Annotated in this window: 27 protein-coding genes and 1 pseudogene; 4 read left to right on the top strand and 24 right to left on the bottom strand. The window is 37.5% G+C overall.

The features are described from left to right. The first annotated feature begins 22 nt into the window (after positions 1 to 22). Both AOX59_RS09215 and AOX59_RS09220 read left to right on the top strand, forming a co-directional pair. Positions 23 to 1036, top strand: a complete 1014-nt coding sequence (locus AOX59_RS09215) for a DUF3231 family protein (RefSeq protein WP_068444933.1) — start codon at positions 23 to 25, stop codon at positions 1034 to 1036. An 83-nt stretch (positions 1037 to 1119) separates the two neighbouring features. Beyond that, positions 1120 to 1584 carry a hypothetical protein gene (locus AOX59_RS09220; RefSeq protein WP_068444934.1) on the top strand — a complete coding sequence of 155 codons (465 nt, stop codon included), beginning with the start codon at positions 1120 to 1122 and terminating at the stop codon, positions 1582 to 1584. A gap of 235 nt (positions 1585 to 1819) precedes the next feature. Here the strand turns inward: AOX59_RS09220 and AOX59_RS09225 are convergent, their stop codons facing one another. The 13 genes from AOX59_RS09225 to AOX59_RS09290 all read right to left on the bottom strand — a co-directional run bounded on the left by AOX59_RS09225 (position 1820) and on the right by AOX59_RS09290 (position 13626). Further along, positions 1820 to 3250, bottom strand: coding sequence for a serine hydrolase domain-containing protein (locus AOX59_RS09225; RefSeq protein WP_068444936.1), 1431 nt, complete (start codon positions 3248 to 3250; stop codon positions 1820 to 1822). A gap of 215 nt (positions 3251 to 3465) precedes the next feature. Next, positions 3466 to 4041: a cupin domain-containing protein gene (locus tag AOX59_RS09230; protein ID WP_068444938.1), complete on the bottom strand. Its 576-nt coding sequence runs from the start codon at positions 4039 to 4041 to the stop codon at positions 3466 to 3468. Positions 4042 to 4226: 185 nt separating this feature from the next. Further along, on the bottom strand, positions 4227 to 4625 hold the full coding sequence (locus AOX59_RS09235; RefSeq protein ID WP_234972570.1) for a DUF3021 family protein: 399 nt from the start codon (positions 4623 to 4625) through the stop codon (positions 4227 to 4229). A 160-nt stretch (positions 4626 to 4785) separates the two neighbouring features. After that, on the bottom strand, positions 4786 to 5298 hold the full coding sequence (locus AOX59_RS09240) for a type 1 glutamine amidotransferase domain-containing protein (protein WP_010530576.1): 513 nt from the start codon (positions 5296 to 5298) through the stop codon (positions 4786 to 4788). Between the two features lie 233 nt (positions 5299 to 5531). Next, positions 5532 to 5843: a TIGR04104 family putative zinc finger protein gene (locus tag AOX59_RS20720; RefSeq protein WP_082684169.1), complete on the bottom strand. Its 312-nt coding sequence runs from the start codon at positions 5841 to 5843 to the stop codon at positions 5532 to 5534. Positions 5844 to 6258: 415 nt separating this feature from the next. Continuing rightward, a complete protein-coding gene (locus AOX59_RS09250) occupies positions 6259 to 6657 on the bottom strand; it encodes a DUF3021 family protein (protein WP_234972570.1) in 399 nt (132 codons plus the stop codon). A 108-nt stretch (positions 6658 to 6765) separates the two neighbouring features. Beyond that, entirely contained in the window at positions 6766 to 7086 is a 321-nt protein-coding gene (locus tag AOX59_RS20725) for an iron chaperone (RefSeq protein ID WP_169792872.1), read from the bottom strand. Positions 7087 to 7148: 62 nt separating this feature from the next. After that, entirely contained in the window at positions 7149 to 8012 is an 864-nt protein-coding gene (locus AOX59_RS09260) for a hypothetical protein (RefSeq protein WP_068444943.1), read from the bottom strand. A 501-nt stretch (positions 8013 to 8513) separates the two neighbouring features. Further along, on the bottom strand, positions 8514 to 9566 hold the full coding sequence (locus AOX59_RS09265; protein ID WP_068444945.1) for a DUF4030 domain-containing protein: 1053 nt from the start codon (positions 9564 to 9566) through the stop codon (positions 8514 to 8516). Continuing rightward, the gene (locus AOX59_RS09270; protein ID WP_068444947.1) at positions 9556 to 10101 is read right to left on the bottom strand and encodes a sigma-70 family RNA polymerase sigma factor; all 546 of its coding nucleotides are present in this window, start codon (positions 10099 to 10101) and stop codon (positions 9556 to 9558) included. Before AOX59_RS09270 ends, AOX59_RS09265 begins: the two co-directional genes overlap by 11 nt. A gap of 478 nt (positions 10102 to 10579) precedes the next feature. After that, positions 10580 to 12010, bottom strand: coding sequence for a serine hydrolase domain-containing protein (locus AOX59_RS09280; RefSeq protein WP_068444951.1), 1431 nt, complete (start codon positions 12008 to 12010; stop codon positions 10580 to 10582). A 423-nt stretch (positions 12011 to 12433) separates the two neighbouring features. Beyond that, complete coding sequence (locus tag AOX59_RS09285; protein ID WP_169792873.1) at positions 12434 to 12697, bottom strand: alpha/beta fold hydrolase; 264 nt, start codon at positions 12695 to 12697, stop codon at positions 12434 to 12436. 167 nt (positions 12698 to 12864) lie between these two features. Continuing rightward, positions 12865 to 13626, bottom strand: a complete 762-nt coding sequence (locus AOX59_RS09290) for a helix-turn-helix transcriptional regulator (RefSeq protein WP_169792874.1) — start codon at positions 13624 to 13626, stop codon at positions 12865 to 12867. Positions 13627 to 13886: 260 nt separating this feature from the next. Here AOX59_RS09290 and AOX59_RS09295 point away from each other — a divergent pair, with 260 nt between their 5' ends. After that, positions 13887 to 14834 carry an aldo/keto reductase gene (locus tag AOX59_RS09295; RefSeq protein WP_068448237.1) on the top strand — a complete coding sequence of 316 codons (948 nt, stop codon included), beginning with the start codon at positions 13887 to 13889 and terminating at the stop codon, positions 14832 to 14834. 250 nt (positions 14835 to 15084) lie between these two features. On the opposite strand, the gene ltrA is transcribed toward AOX59_RS09295, so the two are convergent. From ltrA to AOX59_RS09345, 11 genes are all read right to left on the bottom strand, one after another. After that, positions 15085 to 16413 carry a group II intron reverse transcriptase/maturase gene (gene ltrA / locus AOX59_RS09300; RefSeq protein ID WP_068444960.1) on the bottom strand — a complete coding sequence of 443 codons (1329 nt, stop codon included), beginning with the start codon at positions 16411 to 16413 and terminating at the stop codon, positions 15085 to 15087. Positions 16414 to 16967: 554 nt separating this feature from the next. Then, a complete protein-coding gene (locus AOX59_RS09305; protein WP_068444965.1) occupies positions 16968 to 17462 on the bottom strand; it encodes a DinB family protein in 495 nt (164 codons plus the stop codon). Between the two features lie 58 nt (positions 17463 to 17520). Further along, positions 17521 to 17976 carry a DinB family protein gene (locus AOX59_RS09310; protein WP_068444967.1) on the bottom strand — a complete coding sequence of 152 codons (456 nt, stop codon included), beginning with the start codon at positions 17974 to 17976 and terminating at the stop codon, positions 17521 to 17523. 145 nt (positions 17977 to 18121) lie between these two features. Further along, positions 18122 to 18223, bottom strand: coding sequence for a DUF4177 domain-containing protein (locus AOX59_RS19220; RefSeq protein WP_082684172.1), 102 nt, complete (start codon positions 18221 to 18223; stop codon positions 18122 to 18124). A gap of 13 nt (positions 18224 to 18236) precedes the next feature. Beyond that, positions 18237 to 19181 carry an ABC transporter permease gene (locus AOX59_RS09315; protein WP_068444969.1) on the bottom strand — a complete coding sequence of 315 codons (945 nt, stop codon included), beginning with the start codon at positions 19179 to 19181 and terminating at the stop codon, positions 18237 to 18239. After that, positions 19169 to 20116, bottom strand: coding sequence for an ABC transporter ATP-binding protein (locus tag AOX59_RS09320; RefSeq protein WP_068444971.1), 948 nt, complete (start codon positions 20114 to 20116; stop codon positions 19169 to 19171). The genes AOX59_RS09315 and AOX59_RS09320 overlap by 13 nt, the downstream gene beginning before the upstream one ends. An 18-nt stretch (positions 20117 to 20134) precedes the next feature. Beyond that, positions 20135 to 20725, bottom strand: coding sequence for an ABC-2 transporter permease (locus AOX59_RS09325; RefSeq protein ID WP_068444972.1), 591 nt, complete (start codon positions 20723 to 20725; stop codon positions 20135 to 20137). Continuing rightward, positions 20709 to 21575, bottom strand: coding sequence for an ABC transporter ATP-binding protein (locus tag AOX59_RS09330; RefSeq protein WP_218917916.1), 867 nt, complete (start codon positions 21573 to 21575; stop codon positions 20709 to 20711). Before AOX59_RS09330 ends, AOX59_RS09325 begins: the two co-directional genes overlap by 17 nt. Positions 21576 to 21584: 9 nt before the next feature. Beyond that, on the bottom strand, positions 21585 to 21962 hold the full coding sequence (locus tag AOX59_RS09335; RefSeq protein WP_068444976.1) for a GntR family transcriptional regulator: 378 nt from the start codon (positions 21960 to 21962) through the stop codon (positions 21585 to 21587). 21 nt (positions 21963 to 21983) lie between these two features. Next, positions 21984 to 22277, bottom strand: a complete 294-nt coding sequence (locus tag AOX59_RS09340; protein WP_068444979.1) for a hypothetical protein — start codon at positions 22275 to 22277, stop codon at positions 21984 to 21986. Further along, the gene (locus AOX59_RS09345; protein WP_257720706.1) at positions 22277 to 22513 is read right to left on the bottom strand and encodes a helix-turn-helix transcriptional regulator; all 237 of its coding nucleotides are present in this window, start codon (positions 22511 to 22513) and stop codon (positions 22277 to 22279) included. Before AOX59_RS09345 ends, AOX59_RS09340 begins: the two co-directional genes overlap by 1 nt. 192 nt (positions 22514 to 22705) lie before the next feature. Here AOX59_RS09345 and AOX59_RS20780 point away from each other — a divergent pair. Further along, positions 22706 to 22879: pseudogene (locus AOX59_RS20780) on the top strand (IS91 family transposase); the annotation flags it as partial. Positions 22880 to 22935: the final 56 nt, after the last annotated feature.

Consider the following 22935-nt stretch of genomic DNA (forward strand, 5'->3'; position numbering starts at 1 on the left):
CATTTTAAACTGGAGGTCCGGCATGATGAAGAACATTCCTTTATCGTCTACAGAATTAGGAAATCTATGGCAAGCATATCAGGAAAAATCAATGGCATTACATGTTTTAGAACGTTTTATTAAAAATTCCAACGATGAACAAATCCAAGCTATTTTGCAATCCGCCCAAGATATTGAGACGAAAAATACAAACGCTATTAAAGCAGTTTTTCAGAATGAGGGGGTTGCAATTCCTGTAGCCTTTACGGAAAAAGATGTTGACAATAACGCTCCCCGTTTATTTGATGACAATTTTCATTTAATGTTTGTACGACTGTACGGCAAGATTTTGATCGGCCTTTACGCCTTGCACTCAGGGATGTCTTATCGTGAGGATATCTACAACTTATATCACGATTTTACATCAGATAGTCAAAGAATTTATAACGAAGCCACACAATGTCTATTAAAGAAAGGTGTTTTAGTACGTCCCCCCAGCGTACCTATGCCGAAAGAGGTTGAGTTTGTTAAAGATACAAGTTATACAGGCGGCTTGAATCCCTTTGGGAAAAAACGTGTACTGAATACAGTTGAAATTGGTCTAGTTTACCAAGCATTAGAAGCAAACATTACGGGGACGCAATTGATGGCAGGCTTTGCACAGGTTGCTGAAAACCCTGATGTTAAACAATATTTTCAACGCGGAAAGGAACTTGCGGAAAAGCAAGTGTCCATCATGAGTGACTTTTTAGTAAAAAGCGATTTACAGGCGCCTTCCACCTGGACAGGGATTGTATCTGACTCAACTGTTTCACCGTTTTCCGATAAATTAATGATGTATATGACCAATTTATTATCGATGTTTGGTATGGGAAATAATTCAGTTGGGGCAGCGTTTAGCTTTCGAAGTGACCTGCTTTTACAAATGGGGAAAATCCTGGCAAATACATTCGACTTTGCCAAGGACGGAGGGAAAATTATCATCAAACACGGTTGGATGGAAGAGCCGCCCCAAGCAGCAGACAGAACAAAATTGTCAAGGGGACAGAACAAATAAGGATTGGCATGCAAGTTAAGCGTTGACCGATCTATCATTGCACAGGGGAATCCATAAAATAACATCTATAACGGACGGATTACATGAATCAAAATCATAAATATGAAATGCTTTTTTGGAGTATTGCCTTGCCGGGCTTTGGGCAATTATTAAACGGGAAGTATATTAAGGGAATTATATTTGTTTTGTTAGAGTTTTTAATCAATGTGTTGGGAAGCTTTAATGAAATAATTATTTTAAGTTTTCAAGGAAACGTAGAAATGGCCATTGAGCAGACGAACTATCAATGGCTTATGTTTTATCCTTGTTTATACTTTTTTGCAATGTGGGATGCTTTTAAAGATGCAGGTGGAGGAAAAGAACCGTATTCATTTTTACCGTTTGCATTTTCAGCATACTTTGTGACTGTGGGGACAATCTATTCATCAAACCTAACCCTATTTAATGTATTATTGGGACCTGTCTGGCTTCCAATATTGAGTGTACTCCCAGGATTGTTTGTAGGATTTTTATTAAAAAGGATACTTACAAAAAAGTTAATCTCATGATTAGCTTTTTTCTCCACGAAAATGTTTGTTCCCAATAAATTTATTTTTTTTTAATGTCCTCAAAGCGCATTCTTCTATTAAAAATACGACTCTTTCAAGAGTAGAACTTTAATCCAATTATCGCAAAAGATTGGCGACAATAAAGTTGTGCTTTTCTTCCACAATCTGGCCCTTATATATGGAAAGGGCGCCAACACTTATTCCGGAATGGCGCCCTATAATTAAAGATCGCTTTTTACTTTTCTTCCTCCACCTTTGGAATTTGTCTGAATGCAAATTCAACCCGATGAATATTCTTGTTCTCATCTCTCACAAAACGAATGGTAGTATCCAGTTCCCTCATGGTAAATAAAAACTGGTCATCCCCAATTGGCTTCAGCACTGCATCAGTCAATCCAGCGGTTGCTAAATGTAGGCTTCCATCTTCTACATAAAATTCATTTTTCATACCGTCACCTGATATGAACGTTCCTTCAAATTCCTTTAAACTTTCAAGTGTTAAGTCAACAACCTCAACATTCAAGTGTGATTCATCGATGGGTTTGCCCAAGTAACCGGCAAACGCACCAAAAAGCAGTTTTGAAGACGGGGCTCCTGCTAAGTTTGCAAGCGATATTCCTGTCAGTCCGAGTTCGGGAAGAATATTCATCTGAGCCGTTACCCCTTTAATATCCCCACCATGCTGAATGAGCTTGTATCCAAAGAAATCTGGAGTGATCATTAAACCGTAACCGTAGTAAGTCCCATGTGCACATTGGATGTACGGTGTTGTCATTGATGCCACACTTTCAGGCGACAGGACTCGTACATGACCAACTTCTCCGGCATTTCGAATCATATTTGCAAATTTGAGCATATCATTCACTGTCGACTTTAAGAATCCTGCCGCACGCATTGCTGGCGCATCCCAAGGATTATTAGATCTAAATATAATGTCTTCACCATCTTTCTTTCGCATGTCATATAAGACGGCTATATTTTCATATCCCTTCAAGTCTTCATAGTGAAAAACACTATGCTGCATACCGGCAGGTTCTAAAATATTTTCTTGCACATATTGTTCATACGGTTGACCGCTGATCCGTTCGATTATGGCACCTAAAAGGGCATAGGCGTCATTTGAATAACTGAATTCGGTTCCTGGTGCCCCAAGTGGTGTGAATTCTGATTTTGCAATAGCATTCATTAACTCCGAATGTGTATCAATCGCCTGGATCGCATCCAATGGATTCTCTTGCTGTTGATCTTCTTCCAATTTTGGATCCTTTTCCATACTTTTCCTTATTGCGCCCATTAATGTGGCTAGTGGGGGCAAGCCTGATGAGTGTGTCAAAAAGTGGTGAATCGTCATTTGTTTTGTTTGCTCCTCATTCGGCGTCTTCAATTCCGGCAAATATTCGATAACAGGGTCATTTACATTCAGCTTTCCCTTTTCTTGTAATTGAAGGATGGCAACAGCTGTAAAGGCCTTCGTTATTGAACCGACTCCAAAAACGGTATTTGGTGATAACGGAAGCTTTGCTTCAATGTTGCGGAATCCAAACCCTTTCTCATAACTCAATTCACCATCTTTGGCTAATCCAATTGCAAAACCAGGTACTTTGTATTTTTTCAAAATCTCATCACAATATCGTTCGAAATCATGGATCCCTGTTTCTTGTTTCATAAAGTATACCCTTCTCTCTTTATTGTCTTCAGATTCATTTTAAACGTTAGAGGTCGCTTCTCCATCGTACATCAGAATGGGAATTTCTACGACTTCAGACCGATATTTTGATGAAGAACCTTTATTCCATTAAATAGTCCAATCAAGAAAACGGTTATTAGATTACCGCGCCCTTTAATTGAAGATTCCAAACCAGTAAACATCTTTCAACCCAATTAGTAGTGATGGTTTTCTTCGGCAGCTATTGCGTCTGCTTTCGTTTCATGAACGGTTCCAAATGGATGGTTAGGCGGAGCATATATCGAATAAAGTTTTAATGGAATGTTACCTGTATTTGTTAGATTATGCCATGCTCCAGCAGGTATTACGATTGCGGAATCATCATAAACATTCCTTTGGAAGTTTAAATTATCTTTACTATTTCCCATCTGAGTAATACCCTGACCCTGTTCAATACGTAAGAATTGATCAACATCAGGATGCATTTCTATTCCAATATCTTCTCCGGGATTCAGACTCATTAATGTAACCTGCAAATGATTTCCTGTCCATATGGCTGTACGAAATGTATTATTTTGCTTAGCAGCTTGGTTTATATTCACGACAAATGGTTCTCTTCCATGATCTTTTAGTACGGTACCTGCATAGCTTTGAGTGTTTGTATGTGGCCAAAAGTAATTTGCATAACCGGATTCATTTGACATACACCGGCAATCAGGAATCTTGTAACAGTCACACATTGGTGGATTAGCATAATAAGGATACGCGTAAGGATATGGATAACGATACATATTTTTTCATTCCTCTCATGGCATATAGTTTATAAAATCATCATATGTCACATGCTTTGGAATGTTATTGCTGGACTACCTAATCAAGGTGTTTGTTCTTATCCGTTGACCATCCATAATATGGCCCGATTCAGGCACAATGCTTCTTCAACAACTGCGCCCGATTGTGGTATACACTTAATTATTTACCAAGAAAAAATTCTGGCTAATATAAAAAATAAGGACCATAAAATTATGCCAACAAAAGCAAAAAGAATAAAAATTTTAACAGCGTCAAATACAGATGTAATCGTAAACCAACCACTTAATAAAAGGATAGGATAAATTGTTATAAGCATTATTATAAAATGGACACCGCTTCGTTTAATCAAACTCCAATGCTCTATGTTATAAATAATGGATGCAGCGCCGACAAAAAAAGCGATCAGGCTTGCAACAAATGTACCTTTAGCATCCGAGTACTTTCCTTGAAAATAAAGTAATAAAGCAATACCGCTCATAATGATGAATGGTATTCCACCTCTTAAAAGAGCATTCATAACCAAAATCTCTAACCTTCTTTCAAAAAATATATTCTTATTCAAGAAAATGGTCCAATAATGCCACTTTAGGCACCGTTCTTTATTCCGTTTTCGCGCCCGTTTGAGGAAGATCATGGCAGATGGGCATGAGCGCTTTATCTATTATCAAATAAAAAATAAAGAGAGGCTGCATGATTAACAGCCCCCCTATACGATCGACGAATTATTTTTCTAAAAGCTTTAGAGATTCGCGATTGAATGCAGGAAGATCATCAGGTGTTCTGCTTGTTACAAGGTTTCCATCTACGATTACTTCTTCATCTTTTACAGTTGCTCCTGCATTTTCCAAGTCTTTTCTTACGGAAACAAAGCTTGTTAGCTCTCTACCTTTTAGTTGGTCTGTATTAACGAGAAACTGTGGACCATGGCAAATTGAAAATATGGGTTTATTATCTTGGAAAAATGTTTTCGCAAACTCACTATTCTTCGGATTAATACGTAGTAAGTCAGGAGAAAACCCGCCAGGTACGAGTAATGCATCATAATCGTTTGCATTTACTTCATCTATGCCTCTATCTGCTTGTATTTCGTCCCCATTTTTGCCATTGATGGTTTTTTTTGCTTCATTACTGATAATATCTACCGTATGCCCAGCTTCTTTGTAAGCTTTCACAGGATCAGTTAATTCAATTTCTTCTACCATGTCTGTTACAAGGACTGCAATGTGTCGACTCATATAGCACTTCCTCCCTTTATCATTCTCGAATATATTCTAGCAGACTGCCCATAACTTTATTAAGCAGTATGCTCATGAACCGTATTATACACGAACCAAATAACGATGCTCTAACTGACAGGCACTTGTTCCCTTCTACCTTATCGTGTTACATAAACGTGCACTACAATGGCATTTGGGCGCTGGTCTTTATTCCCCAACTGCGCCCGATTGTTTAACTATGAAAAGATAAATTAAGCCAAATTGGATTTTTTTGGTTTTATAAAATAAGGTATAAATAATGAAATAAGAATCCCTAAAAATAACATCAGAACTATACAAACAATTAAGTTTATAGTAAATGAGAATGATAATAGATTATTTAGCACTAACCCTAATAATAGCATTGGTATAATAATGGATAACGAAATATATCTATGTGTATGTGAAGATATATTGTGGTTAGTTCCACATTCACTACATATTATTACCTTATCTGGAAACCATAGTGATGTATAGACTCTGTTCCACTCAAGATGGCGGTTACAAAATTTACATTTTGGCATTTTCACACTAACCTCCACGTAGCAATTTCAAGAAATAATATTAAATCTCTTCAACAAGTTAAGCAGCCTTTTAGAATGATACACTATTCTATTAGCGCGCCCGTTCGTATTAAAAAAATGATCAGTTTTCAATCGATTTGTCTTCTTTAGATGTTGGCAAATTAAAAAACCAATTAAAAAATGTGGCAGCGAGTGAGAGACCTATTATTTCCAATATATCCTGATCATAAAAAGAAAGTGTGAGATTCAGTATCAATGAAAAAACTAACAATGATAAGAAAAATAAAATATGTTTTAACATTTATTCACCTCATTCAATCTAAGAAGAGTGCATTCTCCTCTGTTGAACAATATGCCCGATTCAGGCACAGTGATGTTCAACAACTGCGCCCGTTTGTGGTATACACTTAATTATTTACCAAGAAAAAATTCTGGCTAATATAAAAAATAAGGACCATAAAATTATGCCAACAAAAGCAAAAAGAATAAAAATTTTAACAGCGTCAAATACAGATGTAATCGTAAACCAACCACTTAATAAAAGGATAGGATAAATTGTTATAAGCATTATTATAAAATGGACACCGCTTCGTTTAATCAAACTCCAATGCTCTATGTTATAAATAATGGATGCAGCGCCGACAAAAAAAGCGATCAGGCTTGCAACAAATGTACCTTTAGCATCCGAGTACTTTCCTTGAAAATAAAGTAATAAAGCAATACCGCTCATAATGATGAATGGTATTCCACCTCTTAAAAGAGCATTCATAACCAAAATCTCTAACCTTCTTTCAAAAAATATATTCTTATTCAAGAAAATGGTCCAATAATGCCACTTTAGGCACCGTTCTTTATTCCGTGTTCGCGCCCGATGATTGAATACTCATGTTAATAAATTATTCCCGTCAGATAATGATGGCTTTTACATCCATTTTGCATCATTTTCCACTACATCCTTAAATCGATGTCTGGCTATTTCACGGATTAATTTAAATGGTAAAGGCTGGTTCAATTGTAACTGTATCGCACTTTTAGTTGTCGAGAAAGGTTTTAGTTCTTTGTTAAACGTATTAATTGTGGCAGGAGTAGGATAAAAATTTATATGATTCTTAAATGCTCCAACAGTGAACAAAACCCTACGATAAGTAAATGCGGGAACACCCCATTTTAGTCCCTTTTCTGCCTCTGGAACTACCTCAGAAAGACATGTTAGCAAAGCATTTAATGTTCGCTGGGTCTCCAATGGGAATTGAGATACATATTCATCAATATTTTGTGGTTTCCTGTTTATAATTTCATTCGTTATTATTTACCGTTGAAAAGGGATTCGACTTTAGAAACCTTGTCGCCATTTAGTGTATATGTTACGCCATACGTTTGGCCTTCACCGTCATGATTAAAAGCAACGTCAAGGTCGTGAATAATTTGCTTCATATATTCGTATGCTTGGCGCATTTCTTCGGGCGTTTCTCTCCATTGGTCTGAACGTTCGACGTCTTCCATTGCTTGTCCTTGTCTTCCAAGGTGTGATGTCCTAGAAAACTGCTTGTGGTTGATAAGTGCTTTCATATGACCAATATTCCTAAAATCATTTTGCAACGATTCGGTTTCACCTGTTATATTGATATTTGCGTCATTCCAGGATTCATAGAATTCCTGCACCTTCAAATAATAGTTGAAACCTTCGTCATAACCTGTTTGTTTCCATCTTGAATAATCCGTTAGTTTCGAAAAACTTTCGGATTGTTCCGCAAAGAATTTGGAAAGTCTTTCCTTAACGTTTTTGATGGATTCTTTATATTTCTTTTTATATTCGTCTATGTTTACTGGCGACATACCTTCCACTTTTGCGATTTTTTCACCTTCGTCGTTGAACGTTACTTCGACTTCTGTTTCGTGACCGTCTTCATATACCATTTTCTTTGTTGCTTCTTCTTCTACCTCGTCAACAAGTTTAAGCAATGCGGGTTTCGTTGATTTTTTCGTTTCCTTTTGCGATTTCTTTTCCGTTTCTTTTTCAACCTTTTCAACCTTCGGGGCACCTTTCATTTCTTTTTGCGTTTCCCCACCGCTATCTTGTCCGTTTCCTCCTGCAAATACTTGGGCGAATCCGAACATTGAAGCAGCTAAAACGACGACCGAAGCCCCTGCAACAAATTTCTTCTTCATGTAATTGTCCCCTTTTTTATGTATCTTGTAATATAAATGTAACAAGCAGAAGAGTTTGAGTAAATTGTTTCCAGTAATATAATTAAAATATTGTTCCTTTTCATACTTCTCCCCCCCTTTCCCAGTAAAAAGAGGCCAACTCATATTAATGAGAAGACCTCTAAGTAACTGAACCAAATTAATGTGTCGTTTTCTGATTTTTGTCAACCATCTTTCTGTATAACACAAAAACACTCATACCACAGAGAAGTAAAATTATTAAAAAGCTACGATCTCCTAAATTATTGGCGCGAGTCTTATTCGGTTCTCGCGCACATTTGTTTAAATTCCACTAAACCGTTTCCACATCAGAATAGGAGTTGTTTGAGGGACAACTCTTCTTTCAATTTTCATTTCCGTACCTTAAATTTTATATCTCACAAACGCTTCATATTATCAATATTCATTTTTTCTTCGCTTCAGACTATTAATTCCGTGCAACCAGACATATAGCCTTTAAGGTTATTCAACCTTTATCTCTTCTTTATCCTTACTTAACACAATCACATTATAACGATCGTCGCGAATCGTTTGTGTCTCTTCGTTCGATTGAATAAACAAGTCAATCTCCGAGTGAATTTTCTTAGCAATTTGTGAAGCTTTAGGATTATCCGATTCAAGGGAGGTTTTAATCTTAAGTTGTAACGGATACGGATGAAATGAGTATGCATAACCAGTAACATGCAGATCTTTAGCTTCCATTAACGCTCTTCCAATATGACCGATAGCACCAGTTTCCTGCCAGCGCTTTTCCTGTTCGCGTGCGATTTTCTGTACTTGCCTTACATCCAGCTTATACTCATCCCCATAGGCCTTAGCCTCTTCCTTCATTATCTTTTTTAATTGTTTTAGACGTTTCTCCGATTCAGGTACAATGACGTTCATATAAATCCCTTCTTTATTGTTAATACGAACCGATACTGGAAACATTAGTTCATACCCTTGTGCCTTTAAGCGCTCTGTTAACGAAGTCTTTAACGCTTTGCTGTTTTGCATATCCTGCTCTATCTCTTCTTTGCTTCGTTCAGTTTGGATCTCTTCCTCTTCTTCATAAGGAACCACTTTTACGTCATAACTGGTGAATCCAGCTTTCTCCAGCTGAGAGTTTATCTGATCGGTAACGCTTTTGTTTTTTCCAGATAATCCAATTAAATGGACCTTCGCTTCTTTCTCTTCCACCTGTACTTGAAGATCTCCAATTTTCATTCCATTTTCTTCTACAACAAGGTTAATTACATCCAAAATGCTTTCCATCTGATCCATCCGTTGTTCCTCTTCTTTTATAAACTGACTTATATACGGAATCTTTGCAACAACACTTTCTATATTTGGTATAAATGCAGTGCCACCGAGCAATAGTATAACTATCACTGCAGCTGTCAATCCACCATAGAAACGTTTCCGAGACTTCTTTTTTTGGGGAGGGCTGTCAATCTCATTCAACACATTTTGTTGATTCTTCTTTGTAAAACGCATATGATCTACCCTTTCTGGATAGGTCCATTTATTTTTCAAGAACCATCCCTCCTTCTAAATGATTTTTCAAGGCTTTCCTGGCGCGATATAGTCTGCTTTTTACAGTGTTAGGATTAACTTCTAAAACATTTGCTGCTTCATCCACAGTTAAATCTTCATAATAATAAAAGATAAGTACCTCACGTAACTTCACTGAAAGTTTTAACACCTGTTTAAAAAGCAAATCTCTTTCCTCTTTCTTCACGACCTGAGAATCGACAGCATCTATATTTTGGTCACTTTCTTTAACTAGTGATTTAGAAATTAAATTGCGAAATGACCAACTTTTAACATAATCTTTGCAGCAATTCACTGTAATTCTGTATAGCCAGGACTTATAGGATGAGCGATTCTCAAACGAATCGAGGGATTGGTAACATCGAATAAACACTTCTTGTGAAATATCTTCGGCAAGTTGTCGTTCCTTAACATATGTAAATGCCACACGGAGGACCATATCACCATAACTTTCCATTAGTTCCACTAAAAGCTCTCGGTTGGATTTATCTCCTTGATGTTCTCTTTTATCACACATATCATCCCCCTTTTTTTCTTCATTTAGTTAGACGAAATCCGTGGCATTACAGTTCCCGAAATTAATCAATTTCTAAGGTCAAAAAAAAGACGCTTCATCTGTTTAATAGCGCCCAGCACAACAATATTCAAATTCAAGTCTTCCTCCATTCTCGCCCCGTTTGCGGAAATGAAAGTGTAACTTATGAGTCTTACAATCAATTAACAAATATCGAAATCAATAAACTGATCGCAAAGAGGACAAATGCAATCTGTATGATTATGTACATTGTAAATTCAAAGGTTAAAAGTTTTCTTTGCTTTTTAGTCTTTTCCAAATGTCGTAAAAAGAAACCAGCACTAATAATAAGTATCACGTAAGAAATTGTACGTAATACTTCTACCAAAATGACCAAGGATATCAACTCCTTCTGACCCTTATACGCGATATTGGCGCGATTCTTATTAGGTAATCGCGCCCTTTAATTGAAGATCGCTTTTTACTTTTCTTCCTCCACCTTTGGAATTTGTCTGAATGCAAATTCAACCCGATGAATATTCTTGTTCTCATCTCTCACAAAACGAATAGTAGTATCCAGTTCCCTCATGGTAAATAAAAACTGGTCATCCCCAATTGGTTTCAGCACTGCATCAGGCAATCCAGCGGTTGCTAAATGCAGGCATCCATCTTCTACATAAAATTCATTTTTCATACCGTCACCTGATATAAACGTTCCCTCAAATTCCTTTAAACTTTCAAGTGCTAAATCAACAACCTCAACATTTAAGTGTGATTTATCGATGGGTTTGCCCAAGTAACCGGCAAACGCACCAAAAAGCAGTTTTGAAGACGGGGCTCCTGCTAAGTTTGCAAGCGATATTCCCGTCAGTCCGAGTTCGGGAAGAATATTCATCTGAGCCGTTACCCCTTTAATATCCCCACCATGCTGAATGAGCTTGTATCCAAAGAAATCTGGAGTGATCATTAAACCGTAACCGTAATAAGTTCCATGTGCACATTGGATGTACGGTGTTGTCATTGACGCCACACTTTCAGGCGACAGGACTCGTACATGACCAACTTCTCCGGCATTTCGAATCATATTTGCAAATTTGAACATATCATTCACTGTCGACTTTAAGAATCCTGCCGCACGCATTGATGGCGCATCCCAAGGATTATTAGATCTAAATATAATGTCTTCACTATCTTTCTTTCGCATGTCATATAAGACGGCTATATTTTCATATCCCTTCAAGTCTTCATAGTGAAAAACACTATGCTGCATACCGGCAGGCTCTAAAATATTTTCTTGCACATATTGTTCATACGGTATACCGCTGATGCGTTCGATTATGGCACCTAAAAGGGCATAGGCGTCATTTGAATAACTGAATTCGGTTCCTGGTGCCCCAAGCGGTGTGAATTCTGCTTTTGCAATGGCATCCATTAACTCTGAATGTGTATCAATCGTCTGGATTGCATCCAATGGATTCTCCTGCTGTTGATCTTCTGCCAATTTTTGATCCTTTTCCATACTTTTCTTCATTGCGCCCATTAAAGTGGCTAATGGGGGCAGGCCCGATGAGTGTGTCAAAAAATGATGGATCGTCATTTGTTTTGTTTGCGCTTCATTCAGCATCTTCATTTCTGGTAAATATTTGGTGACACGATCTTTTACAGACAGTTTTCCCTTCTCTTGTAACTGAAGAATAGCAACAGCTGTAAAGGCCTTCGTTATTGAACCCACTCCAAAAACGGTATCTGGTGATAATTGAAGTTTTGCTTCAATGTCACGAAAACCAAATTCTTTCTCATAACACAGTTCACCATCTTTGGCTAATCCTATCGCAAAACCGGGTACCTTGTATTTTTTCAAAGTCTCATCACAATATCGTTCAAAATCATGGATCCCTGTTTCTTGTTTCATAAAGTAAACCCTTCTCTCTTTTTATTGTCTTCAGGTTTATTTTAATCATTTTAGGTTGCTTCTACATCGTTTTTTAGAATGGGGTTTTCTACTACCTTAGACTGATATTTTGGTGAAGATTGTTGTCATTATCCATCAAATGGCCCTTATACATAAGAAGGGCGCTAACTTTTATTCTATTGTCGCGTTCTTTTCTGGAATAAACCTAAGTTTTTGTTAATAAACAATTGGAAACAAATCAGCAGAACCTTTCTAAACTTTGAATAATGAGATCAGGTCTGTCTATATGTATTTCACCATTTGCTCTAACGATATCTTTGAGTACATAACTGGTAAATCAAGGTTATACAGTTGTTGAAAATTATGTGATGTGGAATCAATCAACATGACTCCTTTTAATTTTTGAGGATACATCTTAGCATACTACTGTGCACATAAGCCACAAAAGGAATGACCAATTAACACGAATTTATCATTTATATGTAATTTTTCTATTAGTCCATCAAGCTCTTTAGCAATGTGCTCTACAGTCCTAGGGTTGTCTGAAAATCCACTTTTCCCATAACCAAATCTATGGTACATGACAACTGTAAAATCCTTTTTAATTTGTTGAACAAACGTATGCCAGTTATAAAATGACCCACCTATTCCTAATTCAATGACTAAGGTCGTTTCCCCTTTCTCCAAGAATTTTATATTCAAGCCCTGCTTCTTCCATACAATCACTCCTAATGGTTTACGTGTGTTTATTTAAACAATATAAAAGCAAATCGTTTATACACCCCTTAATTCCGTTTTAGCGCCTGTTTGCGGAAGATCAAGAATGAATAACAAACGCTTCGCTAACTTTGGATTTACGAAATAGGAACATACATACACCAATAAAGATCTTCATTTCCATCCACATGGGTAGCGGAATGAATGCGAAAATGTTTAGTTTGGCCTTGCTCATCATTTATCGAAATGAAACTTATCTTCTTCTGCTCGATGTGATGCTGTTCCCATAATTCTCGGAACAATTTGCTTTGCTGTTTCAGATCTACTAGTAGCTGATTTAGAATTGGGTCTTCGGGAAAGCGGTCATAAATGCCCCGAAAGACTGCAACCGAATAGGTTGAAAACTCATCCCAATTTTGAATACGATCCCGAATACTTCCCTCCAAAAATAGGAGTTGTAGTAAATACCGTTCTTCGGAAGGACACGAGGAAAACGGAAAAAGCATTGATTCAGCCTCACGATTCCAAAATATAACCTTGGAACGTTGATCCGTAATGAAGGATGGGAATGGTAAATTGTCAACTGTTGTTTGCAATGAATCATTATATTGTTCTTCAACCGGCAGTGATAATGTTTCATTATACGCTAAATTGAAAAGGTGTTCTTTCTCGTCAGGACTAAGCTGTAACGCCTGGCTGATATTCAATAAAACTTCCTGTGAAGGTTGAATGTCTTTTCCCTGTTCTAACCATGTATAATACGTCACACTAACATGACTAAGATAAGCAACCTCTTCCCGGCGCAACCCCGGCGTTCTTCGTCGCCCCGAAGTCATGTGAATGCCAGCTTCTTCAGGTTGAACTCGCTCTCGTCTGGACTTTAAAAATTGACCAAACACCTTGGAATGTACACTTTTCTGCATAAGACTTGATTCATTCCTTTCTTCATCGCATTACCAGTATAGTTTTCATTTTGCTTAAGATTAAATGATTTGTCCAACTTAACTGGTTGATACAGGTGTTTTATTATGGTCAACTTTTACATCCTGTTACTACCATTACTAGTATAAACATGCAGTGGTTGTAACCACGTTTATTCGTTAAGATAAAAGCATATCACAAATTAAAGGAGGACATTCTAATGACTTATAATCATGACATTCCAAAACGAAAGCTCGGGAACGAAGGGTTGGAGGTTTCCGCTATCGGACACGGTACGATGACCATGCCCGACAACCAATCTTCTGTTGATACAATTCGAGGAGCTTTGGATAATGGTGTCACTTTGTTTGACACCGCAGACCTTTACGGAAATGATGGTTATCTTCAGGCCAGGTTTGGAGATAATGAAAAGCTGTTGGGCAAGGCATTAAAGGGAAGGCGTGATGAAGCTGTAATCGCAACAAAATTTGGAATCACTCATAATCAAGGTTTTAAGGGGGATCCGGCTTATGTTAAAAAGTCCGTTGACGCTAGTCTGTATAGTCTCGGAATTGATTACATTGATCTCTACTATCAGCATCGGTATGACCCGAATGTTCCTATCGAAGAAACTATTGGAGCCTTAGATGATCTAGTTAAACAGGGTAAAGTTTGTTATATCGGCCTGTCAGAAGCGCCAGCTGATATCATTCGTCGCGCACATGCGGTACATCCGATTACCGCAGTGGAAACGGAATATTCCTTGTGGAGTAGAGATGTAGAAGACGAAGTTCTGCCGCTACTCAAAGAACTAGGAATTGGCCTCGTCCCATACAGTCCGCTAGGCAGGGGATTCTTGACAGGTCAGGTTAAAAAATTGGATGATCTCTCAAAGGATTACCCACAGGAAATGTATTCTCGTTTTCAAGGTGAAAACTTCACTAAAAATGTAGAGTTAGCCTCTCGCATAGAAAAAATGGCTATGCAAAAAGGATGTACGACTGCACAGCTTGCATTAGCATGGCTGTTGGCACAGGGAGATCAAATCGTCCCCATTCCAGGAACCAAGCGGTTAGAAAGAGTCAAAGAAAATCTCGAAGCCGCTCAAATTTCTTTTACAAATGAAGAGTTGGCAGAAATTGAACGTATATCACCGAAGGGAGCAGCCTCTGGGAGCAGGTTCTAATTGACTAATTTATTGTTTGAAATGCAAAAAGGCTTGGGCTATTCTTCAGAAATGTAGTCCAAGCTTTTTTGTATAGTTTTCCCAAGAAGATTGACACCATGCTTATCCACAATCTAGTTCCAAGTGATGAACATGTTATTCCGCGAGTCGAGTAGAAGAGAATCTCTCTACCTTTACGGTAGATTGATTTCTCCCCCCTCACAGAACCGTGCGTGCACTATTAATGCACACGGCTCCTCCTAGTTATCATTCACAAAATGTAGCTAATTTCCTTTCTTAAATCGTATATATTAACCTTAACTCTCCCATAAGGTAGCGGATATTTGGTAAGAAAGAGTCTGAATTTATCCCAAGTAAAAGATTTTCTTTGACTTCTTCTGTTGAGCCACTTAAATAATAAGTACCCGATTTTGTCTCTGAATTCATTAATACTTTGACTATTATCTGTAATGCCATAATAGTTGTAATAACCTATAAGAGAGCGTCTGAATCTATCCATAATGACATGAATGTTCTTGTTCCTATTAGCCTTCAACCATTCTTTAGATTCTTTGAGCTTGCCTTGGAATTTCTTCCCGCTAGTTTTCCGTTTCACTCGGAATTTCCCTTTTTGACTTTTCCCACAGTAATGTGTAAAGCCCAGAAAATCGAAGGTTGCCGGTTTCCTATTTCCCTTTCGTTTTGCATCTTTCTCTGCAAATTTTCCGAAAGGAATAATTTTAGTTTTATCCTCGGCTATCTCCAAGTTAAATTTCTTTAATCTCCATTTCAATGATTGAAAGAATTGTTGAGCTTCGCTCTTAGATTGAAAACAACAGACAAAATCATCTGCGTACCTCACGATGAATGCTTGTCCTTTGCACTGTTTTCTAACCCTCTTTTCAAACCAAAGATCAAGGACATAGTGAAGGTATATATTGGCTAATACTGGAGAAATCACTCCACCTTGCGGTGTACCATATGATGTTTTGTATTTCTTGCCTTCTTCCATATATCCACCTTTAAGAAACCTGCCAATAATCCTTAATAAGTTGGGATCAGCTATTCGCAGCTTTAAGAACTCCAACATCCATGTGTGGTCAACATTGTCAAAGAATCCTTTAATATCTACATCTACTACATAGTTTATTGACCGCTTTTCAATATAGTGGTTCAATATTTTCAATGCATCATGGCAGTTACGATTTGGACGAAATCCAAAAGAGCAGTCTAGGAAATCATTCTCATAGATAGTATTTAGTATTTTCGTAATTCCTCTTTGAACAATTTTGTCTTCATGTTCCGGTATACCCAGTGGTCTTTTCTTATTTGAATTAAGCTTTGGTATATACATTCTTCTTACTGGAACGGGACGATAACTTTTACTTTTGAGACTATTTACTAATTCCTCTATGTTTCCTTTTAGACTTTCACCGTATTGCTCTTTCGTCGTGCCGTTAATCCCAGTTGCCTTTCTGTTTGGTGATTCATGATGGCACTTGACTAGTGATTGCTCATTTAATAAATGTGCAAGAGATGTAAATTTAATTTTAGGATTAGATTTTGCTAATTCTGCTATCCTTCGTAGTTTTGTTTCCATTTAATGTAACCTACCTCTGCGTGTAGTAAATGTGTCCCTAGTAAGGTTGATAACTGGTAGCTAGCCTTTCCTCCATCGGCATTACCCGACTTCATTGGTACTACGCTGCTATCCGACTCCCTGCACGGCATTTGGCTTCCTTGCTTTTTATCGCTTGTACACCATACTCTTCTAAAATAAGAAAAGACCGGCAGGGTCTCCTGAGTTGCCGCATCAAATCAATGTATGACGTGCCAAGGTCTATGACTCCAGAGAGGTTTTATCCTTCTTGCCTTTAACGTAAGATAAAATGTAGCTTTCTGCAGCGCTTAAAGCATCAGCCCTCTCGATTTACAAACATTATGGAGCTCAATCCCTTCAGCCAGTTGGCTTTCGGCCCATCACCTAACTGTCTACGCTTAAAGACTAAAGTTACCTTTAGCCCTCCAAGACTCGCTACGAGTGAATGGCTAGTTCTTACTCGACGGGAATCCCACCCGTTATATGATACGACCTATGCTCAGCCGCACAAGCGCCCTATAATGGAATAACTGTCAAGCTAGTGATGAAGCTTTTTAAAGGCTTCGTTTCCCTGGCCAAGCTCCTTGCATTTTACTAAGGGATACAATTTGCCCAATATGATATGCGTCGTGCATTGCTAAACTCTTCAGTTCAAGCACTAATGAATTATCTTCTCCTGGGATCTGTCTATACAAATCTTCATGTTCTGATCTTGCTAGTATTTTTCCAAGCTCACGATGAACATAAAAATATTCTTGTTTTGTTTTCTTCCAATTTTCTAACGTCTCAGTTGGTAATCGAAATGTATTTTCATTAACTTCTGCCTGAGGTTCATTCGCTGGTTCACCAAGAAATCGCATCAGATATCTCTTTTCATAGAAAAGTAAATGACAAACTAATTCCCAAATGGAATTCATTTCCCCGTCAGCTGGTTTCCAAATGGCCTGTTCAAAAGTAACATCCTCTAGCACTTTTTCAAGTGGTGGAAACCAGTCTTGTTCATCTAAGCAGCTTGCCCATTGTTGTAACAAAAGTGTCTTTACATCCATTTTCTATTCCCTCCAATTTAATCCCTTTAATAGATAATCCCCAATGATCTTCGATCAGTTACCTTGTGATCCCCTGAAGCTTCCGAATGTATAGGATTTGTCCGATATGATATGAATCATGCATTACTATATCCTCACCTAGAACTACCTTAAGTGGGGTTCTTTCATCACCTGCTGGTTCATCAAACCGGGAATCATCTAATTGTGAGACAGTCTCCTGCATTTCCCTAAAAACCGAATAAATTTGTTCAATCGTTTTCTGCCAAACTGCATCACTCGTTTCTTCGGGCATTTCAAAGGTAGCATTATTATCAACATTTGTTTCAGATTGAGCTTTTCCTTGGAATTGATTAAGCATGCGTGAATTCCAAAAAATCAGATGGTTTACTATTTGCCAGATGGAATATCCCTCTTTCGATGGTTGCCAGGATGCTTGTTCAGCTGTCAAACCTTGAATGGCATCCATTTCTTGAAATCGACGGTCAAATAACGAAAGGATCATCTCTTTTGTCATCTAATCACTCCTCAATTTTAAGTCAATGTTTCCTATTTTAATTAATTCTACTTGATCTTTTATAAATCCTAGATTCCCGCCTACTCATAACGAGGTAGGCGGGAATCTAGGATACAAAAGGTAAAGGGATAAAGATGTGTAAGCATCATCCGTCTTTTGCGTTTTTCTTTATTACCTCCTCATATTTTTCCTTCGGTTTAGCATTCAGATCGCCAATTTGAACGTTCACAAATTTATACCTGTACATTTTTGATTACCTCCTAAGTCGTGTTAATATCCCGTTTTTGAAAGACAACCCATGTAATAAGCAAGAAAAGGAGCCAATAAATCATGTTGACAATTAACGAAAATGGCAGGGACATCCCTGGCATTAATCCTTCTGGTGATTGAAGATAATATGTGAGATTCAGGTTCGTAAACAATAGGTACTTCGCCCATGTGAAGTTCGCCAGGATACTGCCCAAAACTCCCATAGAAAACCATAAAAATACACTGATCCCAATCGCCAATATGTTGCTTTTGAATAAAGTAGAGATCATAAAAGCAATTGTGATAAACAACAATATTGTGATCATTTGTAACCCGGCCGCTTTGAGCGTATAACTCAACGTGGATTGGCTCACCATCTTACCTTCTTCAGTAAACGACAGGATAGGGTGGGACATACCCCCTGCTCCAAATATAATTGAACCAAATATCCAAGCAACAATCAGCATGAATAAGATTAATCCGACGGCAAAAAGAACGCTGGTTATATACTTTGCCAAAAGAAAGCTCCAACGCGGGTAAGGTCGGATCATTAACATTTTTATCGAGCCCCATGCAAATTCGCTTGCGACGATATCTCCTGCGATGATAACTGCAAATAAGACAATAAGTGGAGTGATTTGGTTCACCGCATTTTTAACCAGCATCCAGCTTTCACGAGGGTACGGCGAGATATCGTTATTCAAATAATAAGTAAGCTTTCTTGTCTCTTGTTGCAGTTGAGGAGTAGCCCCGCCATTTTCGATTTTTTGCTGATTACTGTCAATTTGTGATTGAACGCTTTGCTTCCATTCACCCTCCGGAAAGTCTTCAGATATTTCTTTATTAATAAAGGCTGTTGCTGCGATGATAAAAACTACGAATAAGAGGAAAATCCATGTCCGGGGGCGTGTGTATATTTTTATCATTTCATTTTGCAACAGTTTTACAAAATCCATACATTAAGTCCCCCTTTAACTGATTTAGTCATTTCAAGGAACGCTTCCTCAAGTGTTTGTTTTTTATTGTAAATTTCATAGACTTCTATACCCTCTATTGATAATGTCTTATTTACTTTAGAAATTAATTTTTTTGGGATTTCTAAATGAAGGGTGTTGTTTTCCAAAGAAACCCGGTAGTGAGGATAAGTTGTTTCAAGTAAAGTTTTCGCTTTCTGCGGGTCATCTACCTTCACAATAACCAGTCTCTTATCTCCATCACCACCAGTCATTTCATTAACGGTTTTAATACCAACAAGTTTCCCCTGTTGAATGATAGCGACGCGGTCACACATTAACTGCATTTCAGACAGTAAATGGCTCGAAACAAGTACTGAAGTGCCTTGCCGGGCTAACCGATTTAAAAACTCCCGAAATTGATAGATGCCTTCGGGATCAAGTCCATTCGTAGGTTCATCCAAAATCAACAGGGGCGGTTTGTGAATAATCGCCTGTGCTAATCCTAAGCGCTGACGCATACCCAAGGAATAGGTCTTCACCTTTTTATGAATAGCATGTTGTAAATCCACAAGTTCTATTACTTCCTGGATCCGCTGCTTTGATATCTTTGTTCGTGCGATACGGGAAAACTGCATAAGATTTTGATAGCCTGTTAAAAACGTATACATTTCTGGATTTTCAACAATGGCTCCAACATTTTTCATTGCTTTGATTGGTTCTTTATTAGTATTGATATTGTTGATTACGACACTCCCCTCTGTTTTTGATGCCAAGCCGACAATCATACGTATCACTGTTGTTTTACCTGTACCATTCGGCCCCAACAGTCCAAAGATTTCACCTTTATTCACTGTTATGGATAAATCCTGCACAACTTCTGATTGTCCGAATTTCTTTGTTAAATGTTCAATTTTTAATACCTCGTGCTCTCTCAATTTCTCACACCACCTTCATTAAAGGTCTTTTTTTGCATAAATGGAATTTGCCATACTGTAGGACAAAACATAGAAAGCCATACAAATGATCAGAACGATTGAAAATACGACTTGATTTGGGGTAGAAAGCATATAAATAAATGGCCTCAGAAACATTAATACAACAACAAAAGCAAAGGTGGAAACATATGTAGCAACCATACCAAATGCAAAATAAACAGGATAAAAAATCGCTAACATAAATAATACAGTCATCATACTAACTAATACTATAAAAACGGAAAATGATACTGTGTTTTCGGTTATTATCGTAAAGGGCAATTTCATAACAAAGGCTGCGGCGTAACCTATGACACCAAATATAAAGCCTTCTAGATATTTCACCTTCACGATATCAATTCGCCTATTGGGTAAGCTGTTCAGAAATGTACGGCTTTCATTCTTATCTTCGTACTGGGCGATGTTTATCACCAAAAAAATCGCAATCAAAGCAGCCGCAAAAGAAATCGGTTGATCGCTTGTATTCATAATAAAACCAAACAATAAGACAATAACGAGAGGTTCGATTCTATATAACAAACGGAAGTCTTTTTTAATCAATTGACCCATGCTCTACCCCCCTTTTACCATAGTAAAACACAATATCTTCAAGCGTTGCGCTTTCAACCATAATCTGAGAATCCTGTATATTTTTGAACTCATCAGCCTTATTTGTGAGCGCTTTAAAACCATAATTGGTTTTACGATTCCCAATGAGGTGTTCCCTAAGCTCAGATGACAAACTTTGTTTCGGTCCTTTGATCACTGCATAGGTATTTAATATCTCGTCTTTTGCATCGCTAAAGATAATTTCGCCCTGATTGATATACGTAATAAAATCGGCAATCTGATCCAGCTCGGACGTAATGTGTGTTGAAAACAAAATCGTCTTCTCCCTGTCAATAATACCATCTAAAATTTCCAGTAATTCACGTCTAAAAAGTGGATCCAGCCCAGAGGTAGGTTCATCAAGAAGAATAAATTCCGCATTATGTGATAAGGCAACTGCTAACGAAAATTTCATTTTCATTCCTCTTGAGAGTTTTTGCAGCTGTTTATTGGCCGGCAATTCAAAAAGGTTTCGGTAAGATTGAAATTCTTGTTCATTCCATGATGGATAAAAAGGAGCAATAATATTTTTCATATTTTTTACGGTTTGGTCCTGGTAGAAGCCGGGGTTATCATATACAAATCCAATCTTTTTTTTAATGTCCTTCTCATATTGTTTGTATCCTTTTCCAAAAATTTTAATGGAGCCAGAAGTTGGCAATGTTAAATTCATAATGCACTTAATAAGTGTTGTTTTCCCGGCACCATTAGGTCCAACTAGTCCCATGATGGAACCTTTTGGGATATCCAGCGAAATATTTCTCAATTGAAAGTCACGATAATGTTTCGTTACATTTCTCAGCTCTACAATACTTTCCATCTATGATTCCTCCCCAACAAGCAGGTCAATCGTTTCTTGTATCTCTTTGGAGGACAACCCAGTCCATTTCCCTTCTCTAATCACTTCTCCCAATCTTCGCATAAACTTATTTATAATTTGATCTCTTACCCAGTCTGCATCATGTTCTGCAATAAAAGACCCTTTTCCAATCCGAGACACAATAAACCCTTCTCCTTCTAACTCTTCGTATGCCCGCTTCACCGTAATAACACTGATATCCAAATTCCCTGCCATATCCCGAATGGAAGGGAGAGCATCTTGAGGTTTTAGTTCCTGCTGAAAGACAGCCTGAATAATCTGTTTTTTGATCTGCAGGTAAATGGGTTCTTTGTTATTATCTATAATTAGAATATCCATCAAAATGTCCTCCCTGATTCGTTATATGTTTCTTCTGATTATTAACCAATAAACCAATCCCACAACGATCGTAATAGACATTAATGTTGTAATAAAAACCCTTAATAAAACGTAATCGATTGATTGCCACCCTGTTATAAAGACAATCAACGATAGCCCTATAAATAGCAAGGTAAATAAGAAACTATATAATTTGTACCCCATATACTGAGCTCTCTCGTCTTGGCCTTCTTTACTTACCATAGCTACAAGGATAATAAAGGCAAGAAGAGCAACAACGGATAGTCCGTTTGTGAGGCTTATTAATGTTTGCATTATGATTCTCCTCCTTCAGGTATGTGATATTGAAAGACTTCATCTATTCCTACACCAAAAACATTTGCAATTTCAAAAGCTAATGTTAAAGACGGGGTATATTTATTTTTCTCAATTGATAGGATTGTTTGTCTGCTAACTCCCGCCTTTTTGGCTAGATCCTTTTGAGTCATTTTTTTTTCTGCTCTTAAAACTGTAATTCGATTCGATAATTGACCATCTTGTTTGTTTTCCAATTTTTGAATCACCTCTACAAGTTAAGTAAAGCATATTTTATATTGTAAAACAAAGGCGACGAAAAGTAAAGTGTGTTTTACCTATTGTAAAATAAATATTACTTTAAGTAAAGTCCTTTTGTCATTTTTTAAAGATAAAAAAGCATAAATTGATGACTGCCACAGTACCTGTCGATGTGGTATTTTTAATCTATGCGAGAAAACATCTTAAAACTGATTTTCTTTGATAAAAATTAGCATTGGGAGTCATTTAAAAAGCAAGATGTAGAGCGGATCCGTTCCATCGTCATCAAGGAGGTCGAAGGTTTCGTGAATGTAGGGTATGAAAAAGGATTTAAGCTCCTTGTTTGTGAAGACTGGCATGATGGGCTATTGGTATGAAAGTATTTCTGCGGCGATACAAAAAGCCCGCCTCCTCAGTA

This window comes from Lentibacillus amyloliquefaciens (genome assembly GCF_001307805.1).
Taxonomy (GTDB): Bacteria; Bacillota; Bacilli; order Bacillales; family Amphibacillaceae; genus Lentibacillus; species Lentibacillus amyloliquefaciens.